Here is a 19,695-nt window from a genome sequence, read left to right on the forward strand (position 1 = left end):
GGATCCGGATGCCGGAAGAGTACGGGCGATCCGGGACAGAGTCGGAACACCCACTCTACTCAGCGGTAACGGCGGGGTTACTCAACTTCGGCGCGTGACGGAGTACACACATACGGAATCGCGTCGATATGCTGCGCGGATGAGTCGGTGGAGATTCGTCGGCCGTACCCGCGAGCTCAACCGTCTGTTGTCGGCGGTGACGGGCGCCGACGGGCGGGGATTGTTCGTCAGCGGCAGCGCCGGCATCGGCAAGAGCCGGCTGCTCCGCGAGGGAGTGGACGCGCTGCCCCGTGACCGGTACGCGGTCTGGTACGTGGCGGCGAGCGCCACGACCGCCGCGCTGCCGTTCGGCGGGCTGGTCCAGGTCCTCCCCTCCGATCAGCCGCAGGGGCTGTCGCCGGCCGGCGTCCTGCGCTGGGCGGTGGACGTGCTGCAACAGCAGGCGGCCGGCCGCCGCATCGTGCTCGCCATCGACGACGCGCACCTGCTGGACCCGCCGTCCGCCGCGCTGGTGCACCTCATCGCCCGGTCGGAGAACGCCACCGTGATCGGCACCCTGCGCAACGGCGAGCAGATCCCGCTGCCGATCCGCGCACTGTGGACCGACGACCTGGTCGACCACGCCGAGCTGAGCCCGATGGACCCGGCCGACACCGCCGGACTCCTCGCCGCGATCCTGGACGGGCCGGTCGACGCCGGCTCCGCCGACCGGCTCTGGCGGCTCTCCACCGGCAACCCGCTGCTGCTGCGCGAGCTCGTCCACGCCGCCTCCGGGACCGGGGAGCTGACCAGCACGTACGGAGTGTGGAAGTGGACCGGCCGGCTGGAGCTGGCGCCGAGCCTCACCGACCTGATCGACACCCGGATCGGTCAACTCACCCCGGGCGTCCGGGCGGTGGTCGAGCTGGTCGCGTTCGGTGAACCGCTCGGCCTGCACCTGCTCGGGCAGGCGGTCGAGCCGGCCGATGTGGAGACGGCCGAGGAGCGGGGCCTCATCACCGTGGTCCGCGACGACCGGCGACTCGACGTACGGCTGGCCCACCCGCTGTACGGGGAGGTGATGCGCCGGCAGTGCCCGGTCAGCCGCACCCGACGCCTGCAGGCCCGCCTCGCGCAGCTGCTCGAGGAGGTCGGCACGCGCCGCCGTGACGACCTGCTGCGGGTGGCCGTCTGGCGGCTGGAGTCGGGCACCGCCCAGGACGAGACCATGCTGCTCGGTGCCGCGGTGCAGGCGTTCACCCGCTACGACGTACCGCTGGCGACGCGGCTCGCCCGGGCGGCACTCGAGACCGGCGGCGGGTTCGACGCCGCGGAGCTGCTGGCCACGATCCTGATGTTCGCCGACCGGCCGGACGAGGCGATCGAGGTGCTCGACGCGGTCGCGGCCGACCTCGGCGACGACCAGCGGCGCAGCCGGTGGCTCACCGTACGCGGCATGGTCAGCTACTGGGGGCTCAGCCGCGAGTCCACCGTGGAGGAGGTCGCCGCCCGGGGCGCCGAGCTGCGCGACTCCGCCGCCCAGGCCCGCGTGCTCGCCTTCGAGGCCATCATGCGGTTGCACCGCATGGACACCGGCGCCGCGCTGCGGCTGGGGCAGACCGTGCTGGACCGGCCCGCCGCCAGCGTGGCCGCACGGGAGCTGGCCCGGTGCACCATCGCCTACCTGCACACCGTGCAGGGGCAGCTGCGCCGCAGCGCCGTGGCCATCGAGCTGGTGCAGGCGGCGGCCGGGCACTGGCGTGCGGACATGCCGTACCTGCAACTCGCGCTGGAGCTGGCCCGGGGCACCCGGCTCGCGCTCGCCGGGGACCTCCCCGGCATCGACGCCATCGTGGCCGACGAGTTCGCCGACCTGGCCGGCGCCGGGGACTTCCGGCTCGGCACCGGCTACCTGGCGATCCTCCAGGCGTACGCGGCCCGGCTGCGCGGCGAGAGCGACAGCGCCTTGCGGACCAGCCTCGGCGCGTGCGCCGTCCTGGCCACCAGCCGGGTCTACGCCGGTTTGGCGCAGGCCGAGCGGGCTCAGGCCGCGGCGCTGCGCGGCGACAGCGAGCAGGCCGCCGAGGCCATGGCCGAGGCCGACCGCACCCACGCGGGCGGCATGGCGGTGCTCTACCCGTGGCTGGAGCAGGCCCGCGGGGCGGTCCTGGCGGCCGACGGAGACGTGTCCGGCGCGGCCAAGCACCTGGCGGAGCTGGCCGAGCGGCTGCGCGCCGACGGCTTCGCCGGCCACGAGGTGCACGTGCTCCACGACCTGGTCCGCCTGGCTCAGGCGGGCGCGCCGGTCGGGCCGGTCTGCTTCGACCGGAGCCGGCGGACCGTCGCCCAGCGCCTGGCCGAGCTGTCCGAGCAGGTCGACGGGGTGCTGCCGCCGCTGCTGGCCCGGCACGCCCGGGCGGTGGCCGACGATGCCGCGGAGGACCTGCTCGCGGTCGCCGAGGCCTTCGCCGAGCTGGACCTGAACGTCTGGGCCGCCGAGGCCACCGCGACGGCGCTGCACCTCCTGCGGCACCGGCGCTCGCCGGCGGCCACCACCGCCCGGGAGCGGCTGGCCGCGCTGCTCGGGCGCTGCGGCCAGGTCAGCACCCCCGCGCTGCGGGCCGGGGCGCCGACGCTGACCGACCGGGAGTGGCAGGTGGCGCGGCTGGCGGCCAGGGGCGCCACCAGCCGCGCCATCGCGGAACGGCTCTACCTCTCCGCGCGTACTGTCGAGAACCACCTCCAGCGCATCTACAGCAAGCTCGGCGTGACCGGGCGGGCCGAGCTGGGGGCGGCGCTGCGGGCGATCCCGGGCCACGACGCCGCGGATCCGGGGTCGACTCTAGGCTGAAGCGGTGAGCACCCTTCGCCCCGCACTGCTGACCGACCACTACGAGCTGACGATGGTCAGTGCCGCCCTCCGCGACGGCACCGCCGACCGCCACTGCGTGTTCGAAGTGTTCAGCCGCCGGCTGCCGACCGGCCGCCGCTACGGCGTGGTCGCCGGCACCGGCCGGCTGGTGGACCTCATCCGTAATTTCCGGTTCGACGCGGACGAGGTGGACTTCCTGCGGCGTACCGGGGTGGTGGACGAGGCGGCCGCGGAGTGGCTCACCAACTACCGATTCACCGGCGACGTCGACGGGTACGCCGAGGGCGAGCTGTTCTTCCCCGGTTCGCCGATCCTCACCGTCTCGGGCACCTTCGCCGAGTGCGTGGTGCTGGAGACGCTGGTGCTGTCGGTGCTCAACCACGACTGCGCCGTCGCCGCGGCGGCCGCGCGGATGGTCACCGCGGCCCGCGGGCGCGCCCTCATCGAGATGGGCTCCCGGCGGGCGCACGAGGAGGCCGCCGTCGCGGCGGCGCGGGCGGCCTACCTGTCCGGGTTCCGGTTCACCTCCAACCTGGCGGCCGGGCAGCGCTACGGGATCCCCACCGCGGGCACCGCCGCGCACGCGTTCACCCTGCTGCACGACGACGAGCGGGCGGCGTTCGCCTCGCAGGTGGCCACGCTGGGCAAGGACACGACGCTGCTGGTCGACACGTACGACATCAGTCAGGGCATCCGCAACGCCATCGCGGTGGCCGGGCCGGACCTGCGCGCCGTCCGGATCGACTCCGGCGACCTGGCCGTCATGGCCCAGCAGTCCCGCGAACTGCTCGACTCGCTCGGCGCCACCGAGACGAAGATCATCGTCTCCGGCGACCTCGACGAGTACGCCATCGCCGCGCTCGCCGCCGAGCCGGTGGACATGTACGGGGCCGGCACCGCCGTGGTCACCGGCTCCGGCGCCCCCACGGCCGGCCTGGTCTACAAGCTCGTCGAGGTCGACGGCCGCCCGGTGGTCAAGCGCTCCGAGCAGAAGGCCACCATCGGGGGGCGCAAGGTGGCGGTGCGCCGGCACAAGCCGACGGGCACCGCCACCGAGGAGGTGATCGTGCCGCAGGGCGTGCCGGACCGGCGGCCGCACGACCGGCTGCTCCAGCGGTCGTACGTGGTCGGCGGAGAGCCGGTCGAACAGCCGTCGCTGGACGAGTCCCGGGAGCACCTGCGGCAGTGCCTGATCTCGATCCCCTGGGAGGGGTTGAAGCTCTCCGCCGGTGACCCGGCCATCCCGGTCACCGTCGTACCGGCCGACTGAGTCTCTGGAGGGGCGTCACATGGGCAAGGCGTTGATCATCGTGGACGTGCAGAACGACTTCTGCGAGGGCGGCTCGCTGGCGGTCGGTGGCGGGGCCGGCGTCGCGGCCGGCATCAGCCGACTGCTCGCCGCCAAGCCGAAGCGCTGGGACCACGTGGTCGCCACGAAGGACTACCACATCGACCCGGGCTCGCACTTCGGCGATCCGCCGGACTTCGTCGACTCCTGGCCCCGGCACTGCGTGGTGGGCACCCCGGGCTCGGAGTTCCACCCCGACCTGGCCACCGACCGGATCGAGGCGATCTTCCACAAGGGCGAGCACGCGGCCGCGTACTCCGGCTTCGAGGGCCATGCCGACGACGGCGAGTGCCTGGCGGACTGGCTTCGGCGGCACGACGTCGACCGGGTGGAGATCGTGGGGATCGCCACCGACCACTGCGTCCGCGCCACCGCCCTGGACGCCGTCCAGGAGGGGTTCGACACCACCGTGCTGCTGGACCTGACCGCTGGCGTCGCCCCCGACACGACCGACGTGGCGCTGCGCGCGTTCGAGGGCGCCGGGATCGCCACCCAGGGGAAGCCGGTGATCAGGGCCGCATGACTCAGGGCCCGATTCACGGGTGTCGGCCGGCACCTGTGAATCAGGCCCTAAACCTTTGGCGGTTGTCGTACCCGCGGCCGAGGATGTCCGCGGAGGTACGGACCGTCGTGAACATGAAGCCTTACCGGGAGGCGCTCGCCCTGCCCGGTCTCCGGTCGCTGCTGCTGGTGGCGGTCCTCGCCCGGGTCCCGCTCACCGCGACCGGGGTGACGATGACCTTCTTCGTCGTCGAGGACCTCGGCCGGGGCTACGGCGCGGCCGGGCTGGTCGGCGCCGCGATCACCGTCGGCGCGGCCATCGGCGGCCCGCTGCTCGGCCGTCTGGTGGATCGGCGCGGCCTGCGCCCGGTGCTCGTGCTGACCGGCGTCGCCGAAGCGGTCTTCTGGTCCACGGCGCCGATGCTGTCGTACGCGCTGCTCCTGCCGGCCGCCTTCCTCGCCGGTTCGCTGGCGCTGCCGATCTTCTCGGTGATCCGGCAGTCCATCGCTGCCCTGGTCCCGGCGGACCGGCGCCGCCCCGCGTACGCGCTGGACTCGATGTCGGTGGAGCTGTCGTTCATGGTCGGCCCCGCGCTCGCCACCGTCGCGGTCACCGCCATCTCCGCCCGGACGACCCTCTACCTGGTGGGCGCCGGCATCGTCGCCGCCGGCGTCGGGCTCTGGCTGCTCAACCCTCCGGTACGCGGCGCCGGCGAGCCCGTCGGGCCGCACCGGAAGGTGCCCCGGCGCGAATGGCTCACGCCGCGGATGCTCGCCGTGCTCGCCGCGAGCACCGCGGCCACCCTCGTGCTGGGCGGCACCGACGTGGCGGTGATCGCGGTGCTGCGGGAGGGCGGCGAGGTCGGCTACACCGGGGTGGTGCTGGCCATGTGGGCGGTGGCCTCGCTGGTCGGCGGCTTCGCGTACGGGGCGGTCACCCGCTCCTGGTCCCCGCTCGCGCTGATGGCGGCACTCAGCGTCGCCACGATCCCGGTGGGGCTGGGCGGCTCTCACTGGTGGCTGCTCTGCCTGGCCCTGATTCCGGCCGGGCTGCTCTGCGCGCCGACCATCGCCGCCACCTCGGACGAGGTCAGCCGGCTGGCGCCCGCCGAGACGCGCGGCGAGGCGATGGGGCTGCACGGTTCGGCCATCACGATCGGCATCGCGGTCGGCGCCCCGCTGGCCGGGGCGGTCATCGACGCGTCCGCGCCCGCCTGGGGCTTCGCGGTCACCGGCGCGATCGGCGCGCTGGTCGCCCTGGCCGTGCTCCCGGTCGAGCTGCGCCGCCGCCGGGCCCTGGAGGCACCGGCGACGACCCCCGAGCCCGAGCCCGAGCCCGAACTCGCCCCCGCCGCCTGACCGACGACGGCCACCTGGCCCGCCCGGCGCGGATGCGAGCGGGCCGGTGTCGGGGGCCGGTGTCCAGGCGGCGGCGGACCGCGCGACCGGGGCTGGTGCTGGCGCCCGCCCGTGGGCCACCCACTCTGGACGACCAACGGGCACGAAACGGCGACGGGCGCCGGTCCCCGGGGGGAGCGGCGCCCGTCGTACGGAACGCGGAGCGTCAGCGGCGGTCGATGTCGCTCGCGACGTCCTCCTGGTAGCTGGCGCCACCGTCGGACTCGCTGGTCAGCGGCTTGGCGCCGCCCTCCGGCGGGCCGGCCAGCGACTGGCCACCGGCGGCCAGCTCCGGGAACTTGTAGTCGAACGCCGGCCGCTCGGAGCGGATCCGCGGCATCCGGTCGAAGTTCCGCAGCGGCGGCGGCGAGCTGGTCGCCCACTCCAGCGAGTTGCCGTGGCCCCACGGGTCCTCGACCTCGACCACCGGGCCGGCCTTGTACGACTTCCAGCAGTTGTAGATGAACGGCAGCGTCGAGATACCGGTGATGAACGCGCCGACCGTGGAGATCATGTTCAGCTCGGTGAAGCCGTCGGACGGCTGGTAGTCCGCGTACCGCCGCGGCATGCCCTCGTTGCCCAGCCAGTGCTGCACCAGGAACGTGGTGTGGAAGCCGATCATGGTCAGCCAGAAGTGCACCTTGCCGAGGCGCTCGTCGAGCATCCGGCCGAACATCTTCGGGAACCAGAAGTAGATGCCGGCGAACACCGCGAACACGATCGTGCCGAAGAGCACGTAGTGGAAGTGGGCCACCACGAAGTACGAGTCGGACACGTGGAAGTCCAGCGGCGGGCTGGCCAGCAGCACGCCGGTGAGACCGCCGAAGAGGAAGGTCACGAGGAAGCCGATCGAGAACAGCATCGGCGACTCGAAGCTGATCTGGCCCCGCCACATCGTGCCGATCCAGTTGAAGAACTTCATGCCGGTGGGGACGGCGATCAGGAAGCTCAGGAAGCTGAAGAACGGCAGCAGCACCTGGCCGGTGGCGAACATGTGGTGCGCCCACACGCTCATCGACAGGGCGGCGATGGCGAGGGTCGCGGCGACCAGGCCCTTGTAGCCGAAGATCGGCTTGCGGGAGAAGACCGGGATGACCTCGGAGACGATGCCGAAGAACGGCAGCGCGACGATGTACACCTCGGGGTGCCCGAAGAACCAGAACAGGTGCTGCCAAAGCATCGGCCCGCCGGTCGCCGGGTCGTACACGTGGGCGCCCAGCATGCGGTCCGCGGCGAGCGCGAAGAGCGCGGCGGCCAGCAGCGGGAAGACCAGGATCGCGAGCAGGCTGGTGACCAGGATGTTCCAGGTGAAGATCGGCATCCGGAACATGGTCATGCCGGGGGCGCGCAGGGTCAGGATCGTGGTGATCATGTTGACCGCGCCGAGGATGGTGCCCAGACCGGAGATGGCCAGGCCGACGATCCACATGTTGGCGCCGACGCCCGGCGAGTGCTCGACGCTGCTCAGCGGCGTGTACGCGAACCAGCCGAAGTCGGCGGCGCCGCCCGGCGTGATGAAGCCCAGCGTCGCCATCGACCCACCGAACAGGTAGAGCCAGTAGGCGAAGCTGTTCAGCCGGGGGAAGGAGACGTCCGGGGCGCCGATCTGGATCGGCACGATGTAGTTGGCGAAGGCGAACACGATCGGCGTCGCGAAGAACAGCAGCATGATCGTGCCGTGCATGGTGAAGAGCTGGTTGTACTGCTCGGGCGACAGGAACTGCAGCCCGGGCCGGGCCAGCTCGGCCCGCATGATCAGGGCCATCAGGCCGCCGATCATGAAGAACGCGAACGCGGTGACCATGTACATGATCCCGATCTGCTTCGCGTCCGTGGTCCGCAGCAGCCGCGCGATGGCCGACCCCTTGACCGGCGCTCGGACCGGCCAGGGCCGGGTCACGACCGGCTTGGGTGCGACGGTGGTCACGAGTGGCCTCCGGTTCTGGGTTGTCCCGCTCGGCACGCGTTGTTGTCTGCGGGCCGTCATCCGCAAGGAGGATAGTCCCCGGCAGGTGGGAACGCCGCGTGGGGTGGTCGGGTAACCTGCGCCACCCGCGGCGCCCGATCGCACCCATGCCCGCCCGGAACGGCCCCGACCGTCGTCACAGCGGCCCCAGCAGCAGCCGGTAGTGCTCGCCGAAGATGCGTCCGCCACGCCCGCGCAGCAGCGGGTCGCGCAGCGCCGGCGGCACGTCGCGGGTCCGGTTGCGGTCCCGGGTCCGGTCCCGCACCCATCGGGTACGCGGGCGACGACGACTCTCGTACGCCGTCAGCGCCGCCTCGACGCTGCCGGCCGCCTTGAGCGACTCGGCGAGCACGACGGCGTCCTCCAGGGCCATGGCCGCGCCCTGGGAGAGGGTCGGTGCGGTGGCGTGCGCGGCGTCACCGACCAGCAGCACCCGTCCCCGGTACCAGCGGCCCAGCTCGACCTCGTCGGTGACGCCGACGTGCACGCGGTCCAGGCAGTCCAGCACCTCTGGCACGGGCCCGCCGTAGTCGCCGAACAGCTCCCGCAGCCGGGCCACCGGGTCGACCGGTGGCTCCCTGCCCGTCTCGTCCGCGTAGCAGTGCAGCCGCCCGGCCCCGATGGGGACGATCAGGAAACCGGCCCGCTGGCCGAGCAGCGCGGTCCACTCCCGGACGGGCGGCCCGTCCCGCACCACGCTGCGGTAGACCACCTGGCCGCTGGGGCGCGGCGGGCCACCGAGCGAGGCGAGCGTACGGATCGAGGAGCGCGGCCCGTCCGCGCCGATCACCAGGTCGTACTCGGTGGCGGTGCCGTCGACGAACGTGACGCCGACGCTCTGCGGCAGCAGGTCGATGCTGCGGACCTCGGCGCCGTGCCGCACGGCGCCCCCGGCGCCGGTGAGCAGCACCCGGTGCAGCTCGGCCCGGAGCAGCGCCCGGCACTCCCCGACGCCGGCCCACAGTGTGTCGAGGTCGACCTCGCAGAGCGGCGCGCCCGCCGCGTCGAGGAAGTACTGCCGGTGGATCACCTGACCCAGGGGGCGGACCGGCCCGTCGAGGTCGAGCCGACGCAGCGCCCGCGCGGCGTTACCGGGCAGATAAAGGCCGGTGTCCGGAAGCTCACCGGCGGGGAGCTTCTCGGTGACGTCGGGCCGGAAGCCCGCCATTCGCAGCGCCCGGGCCACGGCGAGGCCGGCGATGCCCGCGCCGACGACGAGGATGCGCAGGGGGGAGCCACCCATGGTGGTGTACGCCTCCGGAGGGGTTCGGCACGCGTTGGAGGCAAGACACTACTCGGCGCAATCGGCCCACACCAGAGTCAATCGGTCCGCTCGGGGCAACCCCTTTCCGCGCTTGCCCGGTTGCCCGGACGACCACCAGCGGGCCGCTCGTCGCTGACGTGACAAACCTCACTTTCCATCCCAATACTCTCGCCCTGTTGCGCGAGGGTTTCAAAGATGTAAATGTGTCGACTAGCGTGGGAGCGCTCCCGAACCCGCCCGTGACCCACCGACCCGTCCGGCGCCACGGGCGCCGGCACCCGAGGAGCACCATGAAACGTCCACTCCGGACCCTCGCGGCCGCGACCCTGCTGGCCACGGGGTCGATCGTCGCCGTGGCCCTCGGCGGCACCGCCTCCGCCGACACCCAGATCTGCGAGCAGTACGGCTCGACCACCACCCAGGGCCGGTACGTCGTGCAGAACAACCGCTGGGGCACCACCGCCCAGCAGTGCATCAACGTCACCGACACCGGATTCGAGATCACCAGGCAGGACGGCAGCAACCCCACCAACGGCGCGCCGACGGCGTACCCGTCGATCTTCATCGGCTGCCACTACACGAACTGCTCCCCCGGCACCAACCTGCCCATCCAGGTCAGCCAGATCAGCAGCGCAAACAGCAGCATCACCTACCGCTACGTCAGCGGGGCGACCTACAACGCCTCGTACGACATCTGGCTCGACCCCTCGCCGAAGCGCGACGGGGTGAACCAGATGGAGATCATGATCTGGCTCAACCGGCAGGGCCCGATCCAGCCCATCGGCTCGCCGGTCGGCACCGCCAGCCTCGCCGGGCGCACCTGGGAGGTCTGGCGCGGCAGCAACGGTTCCAACAACGTCATCTCGTACGTGGCGCCGTCGGCGATCAGCAGCCTCAGCTTCAGCGTGCTGGACTTCATCACCGACGTCCGCAACCGGGGCGCGATCACCAGCTCCTGGTACCTGACCAGCATCCAGGCCGGCTTCGAGCCCTGGCAGGGCGGCACGGGCCTTGCCGTCGCCACCTTCTCGGCATCGGTCAACGGCGGCGGCAACCCGACCACGCCCCCGCCGACCACCCCGCCGCCCAGCACGCCCCCGCCGACCACGCCACCGCCGGGCGGCAGCGGGTGCGCGGTGAAGTACACGCCGAACTCGTGGGGCACCGGCTTCACCGCCGACGTGCAGATCACCAACACCGGGTCCAGCACGATCAACGGCTGGACGCTGGCGTACACGCTGCCCGCCGGGCAGACGGTGACCAACGCCTGGAACGCCACGGTGGCCCGGAGCGGATCGTCGGTGACCGCGCGGAACATCAGCTGGAACGGCACGATCGCGCCGGGCGGCACGGCCAGCTTCGGCTACCAGGGCACGCAGAGCGGGGCGTACTCGTCACCCACCAGCTTCACCCTCAACGGCACCACCTGCACCCGGTCCTGACGCCGTGCCGGGGTGCCGCGTCGTGCTGACGCGGCACCCCGGCCCGCCGGGTCAGGCGGCCGGCGGGATGGTGCGGACCCGGCTCAGCACGCCGAAGCTGTTCGTCGGGTCGTCGTAGGTGCTGCCGAAGCCGCTGCCGGACACCGTCGTGTCGCTCCTGGTGGTGATGTAGACGGTGCCGTCCTCGCCGGTGTACCGCTCGCGGTAGGGCTCGGCGGTGGCCGTCCAGGTCACCCGCAGCGTGGTCGTGCCAGCGCCGGTCTCCTCGGTGCAGTTCTCGGTCTCGTCGACGAACTCGCAGTGCCGACGGGTCTCCCGGTACGGCACGGTCGCGGCCAGGTTCGCCTCGCTGAGCGAGAACGCGAAGCGGGTGACCGGGACGTCGTACGCCCGCCGGGAGACGCTGTCGCACACGTAGAGGTCGCCGACCGGGCCACAGGTGCTGTCCTGCCACTCGACGTCCACGGTGGTGGCACCGGTGGCCGGACGATGCACGTCGACGTACATGCTGCCAGCACCGTCGAAGTGGGCGTGCGCGTACCGGTCGACGGTGTCGGCGGCGGCGGGGGTGGCCGGCAGCGCTGCCGTGGTCGCCACGGCGGCGCCGGCGACGGCCAGGATGCTGCGGAGTCGGATCACGATGCTCCTTCGTGGAGGGGTTGACCCGCCGACCCTAGGGCAGACCGCCGACATCCGCCGTCCCGTTCCCGGCCACCGCCCGGGGGCCACTCCCGGTCCGGGACCGCCTGGTCAGACCCGGGTCAGCCGCACGGCGTCGGCGATGACGTAGCCGGCCGCGCTGCTCCACCGGCTCACCGCCACCCGGTTGGCGTCGCCCGCCGGCAGGGTGAAGGTGCCGAGACTGCGCCACTGCCCGCCGTTGACCCGCTGGTCGACGTACACGGTCTGGTTGCCGGTCGTCGTCGCGACGATGTACGGCGTGCTGGCGTTGTAGCCGGAAACCGCCGGCCACCAGGCATCCACCCGGTAGCTCGCGGTCGCCGGGACGTTGAACTTGTACCAGGCCGCGTCGCTGGCGGCGACGGGGTTCGCGTAGCGGTAGTCGGACCCGTAGCGCTGCCCGGAGTACGACGAGACACCCCAGTTGGCGCTCGCGGTGAACCGGCCGGCGGTGGAGTTGTCGACGACCGCGCTCCACGCCGTGCCGCCGGCCATCTTCGCCGCGACGTCGGCCCGCATCACGTTCAGGTCGATGAAGGACGGGTCGATCTTGCCGGTGGTGCTGGTCTCCCGGTGCCCGCGGGCGTAGCTGGCGTCCCTGCCCAGTTGCTTGAGCACGGCGGCGGTGGCGGCGATCGAGGCGTTGTACTGCGCCGCCGTCATCTCCTGGTCGACCCCGTTGTAGTCGATCTCCCAGCCGATCAGCATGGTGTTGCCGTCCCCGGCGGGGATCGGCCCGCTCGCGCGGGCGGTGCCGGCGTGGTTGCAGCGTCCGGCGGAGATGACGTGGAAGACGCCGTGGTAGTCGACCAGGGCCTGGCAGAGCGGGCCGGGCAGGTCGGACCGGCCGTTGATGCAGATGTTGAGCGCCGGGTGCGGGTTGCTGGCGCTGGAGGTCGCGGCCGTGTGGTGCCAGAGCACCCCGATCGGGTTGAAGTCCCCCGGCCGCATCCGGTTGAGCCAGTCGCCCTCGACCACGACCTGGACGCCCGCGCCCCGCAGCACGTCCACCAACCAGGGAATGGTGGCCATCAGGACTCCTGGAGCAGGTCGGCGAGGCACTCGAGCTTCCTGGGCGCGGCAGCCGCGGCGGTCGCCGGCGCGGGCCGGGCGGCGACGGCGAGCGCGGCGGCCACCAGGGCCGGTACGCCGAGCAGACCTCGGCGGCGCAGACGGGCGGGACGGGCAGGGGCCATGGCGTCCTCCAGATAACTACGAGGATCGATTAATGGCCGTGACGCTACCCTGTCACGTTCGTCAATGTCGATACCCTACGACGGGCCTGTTCGCCATGAAGGTTTTCGCCATCGGCGGACATGCGCCGGCCGAGCCCCGTGCGCCGGGGGCCCGGTCAGGAACCGCCGAGCGCGTCGATGTCGCGCATCTCCTCCGCGGTGAGCGAGAAGTCGAAGACGTCGGCGTTGGCGCGGATCCGCTCCGGCGTCACGCTCTTCGGGATGACCACGATCTCGTGGTCGATGTGCCAGCGGAGCACCACCTGAGCCGGTGAGACGTCGTGCGCGGCCGCGATCCGGACCAGCACCGGGTCGGACAGGTCGCTGGTCTTGAACGGGCTGTAACCCTCCAGCACGACGCCCCGGTCCCGGTGGTCCCGGTGGCGCTGGCGGTCGTACAGCGACGGGCTCCACCGGATCTGGTTGACCGCCGGGGTCTCCTCGGTGGCCTGGATCAACTCGTCGATCTGCGCCGTGCTGAAGTTGCTGACCCCGACCGCTCGGGCCAGACCCTCCTCCCGCGCGACGAGCATCTCCCGCCACACCGGGATGTTGTCGGCGTCGCTCGACGGGGGCCAGTGCACCAGCCACAGGTCGACGTGGTCCATGCCGAGCGCGCGCAGGCTCGCCTCGATCGTCTCCTGCTCCCGGCCGACCCGGTCCGGCGGCAGCTTCGTCGTGATGAAGACGTCCTCCCGGCGCAGGCCGCTCTCGGCGACCGCCCGACCGACCTCCTTCTCGTTGCCGTACATCGTGGCGGTGTCGATGTGCCGGTAACCCGCGTCGAGCGCGGCCAGCACGGACTCGTACGCCGCCGGCCCGGTGATCTGCCACGTGCCGAAGCCGAGCAGGGGTATCCGCACCTCGCCGGGGAGCAGGACGGTGGGCTGGTCGAGGTCCATACCGACGGTTCTACCCGTGATCGCCCCTGGCACGCCGCCCAACCGCACCGACACCCCCCGACGGGGCCGACCCCGGGCGGAATCCGCCCCGGTGCCGGAGAATGCGGATGTGGCTGACCGGCTGGAGGAGTACCGGCGCAAGCGGGACGCCGCGCGTACCCCGGAACCGGTGCCGGAGCGGACCCCGCAGGCCGGTGGTCCGGACGGTGCCCGCTTCGTCATCCAGCAGCACCACGCCCGCAGCCTGCACTGGGACCTCCGGCTGGAGCACGACGGCGTCCTCGCCTCCTGGGCGGTGCCGCGCGGCCTGCCCCGGGACCCCGGCCGCAACCACCTCGCCGTGCACACCGAGGACCACCCGATGGAGTACCTCGACTTCTCCGGCGAGATCCCGGCCGGCGAGTACGGCGGCGGCCGGATGACGATCCACGACCGGGGCACCTACCGCTGCGAGAAGTGGCGGGACGACGAGGTCATCGTGACCCTCGACGGGGAGCGGACCAACGGCCGGTACGTGCTCTTCGCCGCCGGCGGCCGGGACGGGCGGGACTGGATGGTCCGGCGCACCGACCCGCCGCCGGAGGGCTGGGAGAGCATGCCGGAGCTCGTCCGCCCGATGCTCCCCACGCCGGCACGGAAGCTGCCCCGCGACAAGGAGGACTGGGGGTACGAGCTGCGCTGGGACGGCGTCCGCGCGGTCGCGTACGTCTCGGGCGGCCGGCTGCGGCTGCTGTCCGAGACCGACGACGAGATCACCGGGACATACCCATGGCTGCGGAACCTCGCCGAGACGCTGGCGCCGACGGAGGCCGTGCTCGACGGCGTCCTGGTGCGCATCGACAAGGCCGGTCGGGTACGGCCGGCGCGTGGTGGGCGGGCCACCGCCGACGCCCAGTTCCTCCTGTTCGATCTGCTGTGGCTGGAGGGCGTGACCAGCGTCGAGCTGCCGTACGTGCAGCGCCGGGAACTGCTCGACGGGCTGGCGCTGGCCGGCACCCACTGGCAGACTCCGCCCTGGTTCCCCGGCACCGGCGCCGAGGCCCTGCGGACGGCCCGTGAGCAGGGGTTGCCGGGTGTGGTGGCCAAGCGCCTCGACTCGGCGTACGAGCCGGGCCGGCGCAGCCGGCACTGGCTGAGCATCGACACGAGCTGACCGACCGCCGACGATGCGAGGAGCGCCCGTGTACCTGACCCACCTGGAGTGTCCGCGCTGCGGCGGAGAGCACGACGCCGGCAAACCGCAGAACCTGTGCGCGTGCGGCTCCCCGCTGCTGGCCCGCTACGACCTGGCGGCGGTGGCAGACGTGGTCACCCCGGAGCGGTTCGGGCTCCGGCCGGCCGACCTGTGGCGGTACCGGGAACTGTTGCCGGTGGCCGACCCGGGGCACGTCACCACGTTGGGCGAGGGCTGGACGCCGCTGTGGCGCGCCCCGACGTACGGCGCGGAGATCGGCATCCCGGACCTGATGGTCAAGGACGAGGGGCTGACCCCGACCGGGTCGTTCAAGGCGCGCGGGGCGGCCGTCGGGGTGAGCCGCGCCCGCGAGCTGGGCGTCGAGCGGATCGCCATGCCGACCAACGGCAACGCGGGCGCCGCCTGGGCCACGTACGCCACCCGGGCCGGCCTGGGCGCGACCATCGTCATGCCGCAGGACGCGCCCACCATCTGCCGCCGCGAGTGCGTCGCCGCCGGAGCCGACCTGCGGTTGGTCGACGGGCTGATCAGCGACGCCGGCCGACACGTCGCGCGGCTGGTCGCCGACGCCGGCGGCGCGGTCTTCGACGCCGGCACACTGCGCGAGCCGTACCGGCTCGAGGGCAAGAAGACCATGGGGTACGAGATCGTCGAGCAGCTCGGCTGGCAGGTGCCCGACGTGATCATCTACCCGACCGGCGGCGGCGTCGGCCTGATCGGCATCCACAAGGCACTGCACGAGATGCGCGAGCTGGGCTGGATCACCGACCGGCTGCCCCGCCTGGTGGCCGTGCAGTCGACCGGCTGCGCGCCGATCGTCCGGGCCTTCGCCGCCGGGGCGGAGCGGGCCGAACCGTGGGCCGACGCGCACACCGTGGCGTTCGGCATCACCGTGCCGGCCCCGCTCGGCGACGAGCTGATCCTGACCGCACTGCGGGAGAGCGCGGGCACGGCCGTCGCCGTGACGGACACGGAACTCCTCGCCGACCTGCGGGGCTTCGCGGCGCGGGAGGGGCTGCTGCTCTGCCCGGAGGGCGCGGCCTGCCTGACGGCGGCCCGGCAACTGCGGGCGGGCGGCTGGATCCGGGCCGGCGAGCGGGTCGTGGTGCTCAACACCGGCGCCGGCTTGAAGTACCCGGAGACGGTGGACGTGACCGGGGTGCCGCTGCTGCCCGCCTGAGCGGTCAGTCCGTGGTGGGGTCGGTGAGGCGCCACGCGGCGTTGATCAGGCCGATGTGCGAGAGCGCCTGCGGAGTGTTGCCGAGCTGGGCACCGGTGTGCGGGTCGATCTGCTCGCTGAGCAGGCCGACGTCGTTGGCATGCCCGACCACCCGCTCGAACAGCTCCTCGGCCCGCTCCCGCTCCCCCGCCATCACCAGGCACTCCACCAGCCAGAACGAGCAGAGCAGGAAGCCGGCGGGGTCGGTGTTCCAACGCCGGACCAGGCCTCCGTCGGTGCCCAGCTCCCGCTCGATCACCTCGATGGTGGCGCGCATTCTCGGGTCGGTGGCCGGGAGGAAACCCGCCACCGGCAGGAACAGCGCGGAGGCGTCCAGCTCGCTGGAGCCGAACGCGCTGGTGTACGCGCCGACGCGCTCGTTCCACCCCGCGCGCAGCACACTGGTCCGGATCTCGTCCCGGATCGCCGCCCACCGGTGGGGGTCCGCGCGCTCGCCGAGCCGGGGCGCCAGCGCGACGGCCTTGTCCATCGCCACCCAGCAGAGCACCTTCGACGACAGGTAGTGCCGGTCGGTGTCCCGGGTCTCCCACATGCCCCGGTCCGGCAGGTGCCACGTGTCGGCGACCTGCTCGGTCAGGCCGAGCACCATCTCGCGCAGGTCCTCGTCGAGAGGGTCCCCGAGCAGGTGATGCAACCGCCACACCGACGAGATCATCTCGCCGGGCACGTCGAGCTGCCGCTGCCGCCAGGCGTCGTTGCCGAAGCGCACCGGCCGGCTGCCGGCGTACCCGCGCAGGTGCGTCGAGGCGTGCTCGGAGATGTCCCGCTCGCCCTCCAGACCGAAGAGCACCGGCACCGGCTCCGGGCCGACCCGGCCGATCGAGCGGGACGCCCAGGCGAAGAGCCGGGACGCCTCCGTGGGACAGGCGGCCACCCAGAGCGCGCGCAGCGTCATGGCGAAGTCGCGCAACCAGGCGTACCGGTAGTCGTAGTTGCAGTCGCCGCCGATCCGTTCCGGCAGCGACGTGGTGAGCGCGGCGGCGACCGCGCCGCTGCGGGTGTACGTGAGGCCGGTGAGGACGACCGCACTGTGCCGTACCAGGTCGGCGTAGCGGCCGTCGTACTGGTGGGTCTCGCGGTACGCCTCCCACGCCACCGCCGTCTCGGCGATCATGGTCGCCGGATCGAGCCGGGCCGGCCGCTCGCCGTACGTGCGCCCGTACGCGGCGGTGAAACCGACGGTGTCACCGGCCGCGACCTCGAACTCGGTGCGGACCCGGTCCACGCCGGCGCGCAGCGGCGGGCCGTCCGAGCGCAGCTCCAGGACCGTCGCCCCGGCCACGGCCAGCACCGCGCCGTCGGGTTGGTCGTGCAGGTACGGGGTGAGCAGGCCGTGGTCGGGGCGCGGTGCGAAGTCCGACGCCATCCGCACCCGCCCGGCGAGACCCTCGACGGTGCGCAGCAGCACCGCCGGTGAGTTCATGCCCAGCTGGTGGCCGCGGGCGCCCAGCTCGGCGGCGAGCGCGTCGGTGACCGCGACACTGCCCTCCGGGGTGTGGTGCACGGTCCGCAGCACCAGCGTGTCCGGCCGGTACGCGCGCTCCACGCGGTGTCCGGGGTGGCCCGCGCCGACCGGGGCCAGGCGCCAGTGCCCGGCCTCGGGGTCGAGCACCCGTGCGAACACTGCGGGAGCGTCGAACCGGTCCGGGCACCACCAGTCGACCGAGCCGTCCCGGCCGACCAGCGCTCCCGAGCGGCAGTCGGAGAGGAATCCGTAGTCGGAGATCGCCGGCTGGTCCACCCGCTGCGGGTACCCCGATCCGCCCCGGTCAGACGACACCGGGGCGGGCCCGACGGTCCGCCGCGTCAGGAGGTGGGGGGCTGGTCCTCGCCGGCCGCCTCGGCCGCGTCCGCCTCCTCCTTGGTGCGGTGCACCACCTGGTCGGCGTGCTCCGGCGGGCCGTAGACGGTGTAGAGCACCAGCGGGTTGGGGCCGGTGTTGACGAAGTTGTGCTTCGTGCCGGCCGGCACCACCACCAGGTCGCCCTGGGCGATCTCGCGCTTCTCCCCCGCCACCCGCGCCTCGCCGGTCCCGCTGACGAAGGTGAGGATCTGGTCGACGTCCTCGTGAACCTCCTCGCCGATCTCACCTCCCGGCGGGATCGTCATGATGACGAGTTGCGTGTGTTGCCCGGTCCACAGCACCCGCCGGAAGTCCGGGCTCTTCTCGGCGACGGTCGCGATCGTGAAATGCTCCATGCCGCGCTCCATACCCGCTGCGGCCGTACGCCACGCCGAGACTCGCAGATGGTGGAATTCCCCACGTTCCGGAGGTTTGGATCCCCGGTGGACGGGGATCGACACCTCGAGCGGACCAACGTGTCCGGTCGAGCCAGGTCCCCGCTGGCGTACCGCCGTACGGCTGCGGTGGTGGGAGACGGCCAGAGCGCGGCGACGTTCCGACCAGGAGTCGGGCGGCGCCGTGCGCTCGTTGGCTGATCCCCGCGACCACCCCGAGAAGTGTCCGATCATGGACAGTTGGCACCGCCCGCACCCCGGCTGACCTGCGACGGAGCGACCGGTGTGGCGGGAACGCGGTGACCGGCGCGAATGCCGCGGCTAGGCTGAAGTATGGTGCCCGCCCACGGGGGCCGGGAGGCGGAACCGGTCTACCGCCCCATCCTTGCCAACCGGCGTGGTGAGCTGGAGGCACTCAGCCACCTCGACCCGGCCCTGGCGCCACTGCTCGCTCCAGTCATCGACGTGTCCCTCCTGGATTCCTTCACCGTGGACGTCCTCGGTCGACTGCCGGCGGGGCTGCTGCCCGCGGTCGACGTCTCCGCCCTTCCCGACGCGCCGGAGACAGAGCTGGCGGGTTGGGGCGTACCGCTGGTGCCGGTGATCGGGCTCGCCGAGAGCGAGCGGCGGCTCGTCGCGCACGGCGCCGCGGCCCGGGCCCACGCCCAGCGGGCGCTGGTCCGGTTGCGCATCGGCACGGACCGGGCCGGGCCGGACGAGGCCACCGCCGCGGTGGAACGGATCTGGCGGTGGACCCGGCTGGACCCGGAGCAGTGCGACCTGCTCGTCGACGCGGCGGACGTGTGCTGCCGGGCCGACGTACGGATGGTCGAGCCCCGGGTCCGCCGGCTGCTGGACTGGGCCCGCCGGCACGCCTGGCGCTCGGTCGCGGTGGCGGCGGGCGGGATGCCGCCCACCCTGTCCCGCCTGCCCATCGACGAGCCGGTCCGGGTCGACCGGTGGGACTGGCTGCTGTGGCAGGAGCTGGCGGACCTCGGCGTCGGCTACGGCGACTACGGGGTCAGCCCGGCGGCACGGGACGCCGAGCAGGCGGGCGACCGGCTGCCCACCATGCGGTACACGACCGACGGGGCATGGTGGGTCTACCGCTGGTCCCGCCGGGGCGGCCGCGGTGACGAGCGTTTCGCCGACCTGTGCCGCACCCTGGTCGCGGCCCCGCACTGGCCCCCGGCGGGCGCCGCCTACTCGTGGGGCGACCACGAGATCCTGCGGCGGGCGCGCCGGATCGGCGGCGCGGGCTCGACCAGCACCTGGGCGGCGTGGTGCACCTCGCACCACCTGGCCCACGTGCTGTCGACGCTGCACGGGCCGGTACGCGAGGCCCAGCCCGAGCCGTGGCGGCCCGGTCAGTCGCTCGCCGGCCGGCCCACCCGGCCGAACCGCGGCGGAGCCGCCCGGCGCGCGGGCTGACCC

General features: G+C 73.0%; 16 protein-coding genes. 8 read left to right on the forward strand and 8 right to left on the reverse strand.

The window, feature by feature from the left end; translation table 11 throughout:
- Positions 1 to 139: 139 nt before the first annotated feature.
- The 4 genes from ACTMS0_RS23745 to ACTMS0_RS23760 all read left to right on the forward strand — a co-directional run bounded on the left by ACTMS0_RS23745 (position 140) and on the right by ACTMS0_RS23760 (position 6,059).
- Complete coding sequence (locus ACTMS0_RS23745) at positions 140 to 2,830, forward strand: ATP-binding protein (RefSeq protein WP_441157461.1); 2,691 nt, start codon at positions 140 to 142, stop codon at positions 2,828 to 2,830.
- A gap of 4 nt (positions 2,831 to 2,834) precedes the next feature.
- Positions 2,835 to 4,121: a nicotinate phosphoribosyltransferase gene (locus tag ACTMS0_RS23750; RefSeq protein ID WP_441157462.1), complete on the forward strand. Its 1,287-nt coding sequence runs from the start codon at positions 2,835 to 2,837 to the stop codon at positions 4,119 to 4,121.
- 19 nt (positions 4,122 to 4,140) lie between these two features.
- Positions 4,141 to 4,722: an isochorismatase family protein gene (locus ACTMS0_RS23755; RefSeq protein WP_441157463.1), complete on the forward strand. Its 582-nt coding sequence runs from the start codon at positions 4,141 to 4,143 to the stop codon at positions 4,720 to 4,722.
- Positions 4,723 to 4,805: 83 nt separating this feature from the next.
- Entirely contained in the window at positions 4,806 to 6,059 is a 1,254-nt protein-coding gene (locus tag ACTMS0_RS23760; RefSeq protein WP_441157464.1) for an MFS transporter, read from the forward strand.
- A 205-nt stretch (positions 6,060 to 6,264) separates the two neighbouring features.
- Here ACTMS0_RS23760 and ctaD read toward each other — a convergent pair whose 3' ends face one another.
- Complete coding sequence (gene ctaD, locus ACTMS0_RS23765) at positions 6,265 to 8,025, reverse strand: aa3-type cytochrome oxidase subunit I (RefSeq protein WP_441157465.1); 1,761 nt, start codon at positions 8,023 to 8,025, stop codon at positions 6,265 to 6,267.
- 175 nt (positions 8,026 to 8,200) lie between these two features.
- Positions 8,201 to 9,307 carry an FAD-dependent monooxygenase gene (locus tag ACTMS0_RS23770; protein WP_441157466.1) on the reverse strand — a complete coding sequence of 369 codons (1,107 nt, stop codon included), beginning with the start codon at positions 9,305 to 9,307 and terminating at the stop codon, positions 8,201 to 8,203.
- A gap of 311 nt (positions 9,308 to 9,618) precedes the next feature.
- Between ACTMS0_RS23770 and ACTMS0_RS23775 the strand changes: the two genes are divergently transcribed.
- Positions 9,619 to 10,770 (forward strand): GH12 family glycosyl hydrolase domain-containing protein, encoded by a 1,152-nt coding sequence (locus ACTMS0_RS23775; RefSeq protein ID WP_441157467.1) that lies wholly within the window; start codon positions 9,619 to 9,621, stop codon positions 10,768 to 10,770.
- Positions 10,771 to 10,821: 51 nt separating this feature from the next.
- Here the strand turns inward: ACTMS0_RS23775 and ACTMS0_RS23780 are convergent, their stop codons facing one another.
- The 4 genes from ACTMS0_RS23780 to ACTMS0_RS23795 form a co-directional block, all read right to left on the reverse strand.
- Entirely contained in the window at positions 10,822 to 11,409 is a 588-nt protein-coding gene (locus tag ACTMS0_RS23780; RefSeq protein ID WP_441157468.1) for a hypothetical protein, read from the reverse strand.
- A gap of 111 nt (positions 11,410 to 11,520) precedes the next feature.
- Entirely contained in the window at positions 11,521 to 12,483 is a 963-nt protein-coding gene (locus ACTMS0_RS23785) for a golvesin C-terminal-like domain-containing protein (RefSeq protein WP_441157469.1), read from the reverse strand.
- Positions 12,483 to 12,647 carry a hypothetical protein gene (locus tag ACTMS0_RS23790; RefSeq protein WP_441157470.1) on the reverse strand — a complete coding sequence of 55 codons (165 nt, stop codon included), beginning with the start codon at positions 12,645 to 12,647 and terminating at the stop codon, positions 12,483 to 12,485. The genes ACTMS0_RS23785 and ACTMS0_RS23790 overlap by 1 nt, the downstream gene beginning before the upstream one ends.
- 155 nt (positions 12,648 to 12,802) lie before the next feature.
- Positions 12,803 to 13,588 (reverse strand): aldo/keto reductase, encoded by a 786-nt coding sequence (locus ACTMS0_RS23795; protein ID WP_441157471.1) that lies wholly within the window; start codon positions 13,586 to 13,588, stop codon positions 12,803 to 12,805.
- A gap of 109 nt (positions 13,589 to 13,697) precedes the next feature.
- Between ACTMS0_RS23795 and ACTMS0_RS23800 the strand changes: the two genes are divergently transcribed.
- Entirely contained in the window at positions 13,698 to 14,741 is a 1,044-nt protein-coding gene (locus ACTMS0_RS23800; protein WP_441157472.1) for a DNA polymerase ligase N-terminal domain-containing protein, read from the forward strand.
- A gap of 28 nt (positions 14,742 to 14,769) precedes the next feature.
- Entirely contained in the window at positions 14,770 to 15,963 is a 1,194-nt protein-coding gene (locus ACTMS0_RS23805) for a threonine synthase (protein ID WP_441157473.1), read from the forward strand.
- Between the two features lie 4 nt (positions 15,964 to 15,967).
- Here ACTMS0_RS23805 and ACTMS0_RS23810 read toward each other — a convergent pair whose 3' ends face one another.
- Together ACTMS0_RS23810 and ACTMS0_RS23815 are read right to left on the reverse strand one after the other, a co-directional pair.
- Positions 15,968 to 17,764, reverse strand: coding sequence for a glycoside hydrolase family 15 protein (locus ACTMS0_RS23810; RefSeq protein ID WP_441157474.1), 1,797 nt, complete (start codon positions 17,762 to 17,764; stop codon positions 15,968 to 15,970).
- A gap of 65 nt (positions 17,765 to 17,829) precedes the next feature.
- Complete coding sequence (locus ACTMS0_RS23815; RefSeq protein WP_441157475.1) at positions 17,830 to 18,234, reverse strand: cupin domain-containing protein; 405 nt, start codon at positions 18,232 to 18,234, stop codon at positions 17,830 to 17,832.
- Positions 18,235 to 18,594: 360 nt separating this feature from the next.
- Between ACTMS0_RS23815 and ACTMS0_RS23820 the strand changes: the two genes are divergently transcribed.
- Positions 18,595 to 19,692 (forward strand): beta family protein, encoded by a 1,098-nt coding sequence (locus ACTMS0_RS23820; protein ID WP_441157476.1) that lies wholly within the window; start codon positions 18,595 to 18,597, stop codon positions 19,690 to 19,692.
- The last annotated feature ends 3 nt before the right edge of the window (positions 19,693 to 19,695 follow it).

It is taken from the genome of Micromonospora sp. H33, assembly GCF_052068455.1.
GTDB lineage: Bacteria > Actinomycetota > Actinomycetes > Mycobacteriales > Micromonosporaceae > Micromonospora.

What these genes read in the sequence shown, in the direction of transcription:
- ACTMS0_RS23745 (WP_441157461.1), top strand. Translation starts at nt 140, where the DNA reads ATGAGTCGGTGGAGATTCGTCGGCCGTACCCGCGAGCTCAACCGTCTG.
- ACTMS0_RS23755 (WP_441157463.1), top strand. Translation starts at nt 4,141, where the DNA reads ATGGGCAAGGCGTTGATCATCGTGGACGTGCAGAACGACTTCTGCGAG.
- ACTMS0_RS23760 (WP_441157464.1), top strand. Translation starts at nt 4,806, where the DNA reads ATGTCCGCGGAGGTACGGACCGTCGTGAACATGAAGCCTTACCGGGAG.
- ACTMS0_RS23770 (WP_441157466.1), bottom strand. Translation starts at nt 9,307, where the DNA reads ATGGGTGGCTCCCCCCTGCGCATCCTCGTCGTCGGCGCGGGCATCGCC.
- ACTMS0_RS23775 (WP_441157467.1), top strand. Translation starts at nt 9,619, where the DNA reads ATGAAACGTCCACTCCGGACCCTCGCGGCCGCGACCCTGCTGGCCACG.
- ACTMS0_RS23785 (WP_441157469.1), bottom strand. Translation starts at nt 12,483, where the DNA reads ATGGCCACCATTCCCTGGTTGGTGGACGTGCTGCGGGGCGCGGGCGTC.
- ACTMS0_RS23790 (WP_441157470.1), bottom strand. Translation starts at nt 12,647, where the DNA reads ATGGCCCCTGCCCGTCCCGCCCGTCTGCGCCGCCGAGGTCTGCTCGGC.
- ACTMS0_RS23795 (WP_441157471.1), bottom strand. Translation starts at nt 13,588, where the DNA reads ATGGACCTCGACCAGCCCACCGTCCTGCTCCCCGGCGAGGTGCGGATA.
- ACTMS0_RS23815 (WP_441157475.1), bottom strand. Translation starts at nt 18,234, where the DNA reads ATGGAGCGCGGCATGGAGCATTTCACGATCGCGACCGTCGCCGAGAAG.
- ACTMS0_RS23820 (WP_441157476.1), top strand. Translation starts at nt 18,595, where the DNA reads ATGGTGCCCGCCCACGGGGGCCGGGAGGCGGAACCGGTCTACCGCCCC.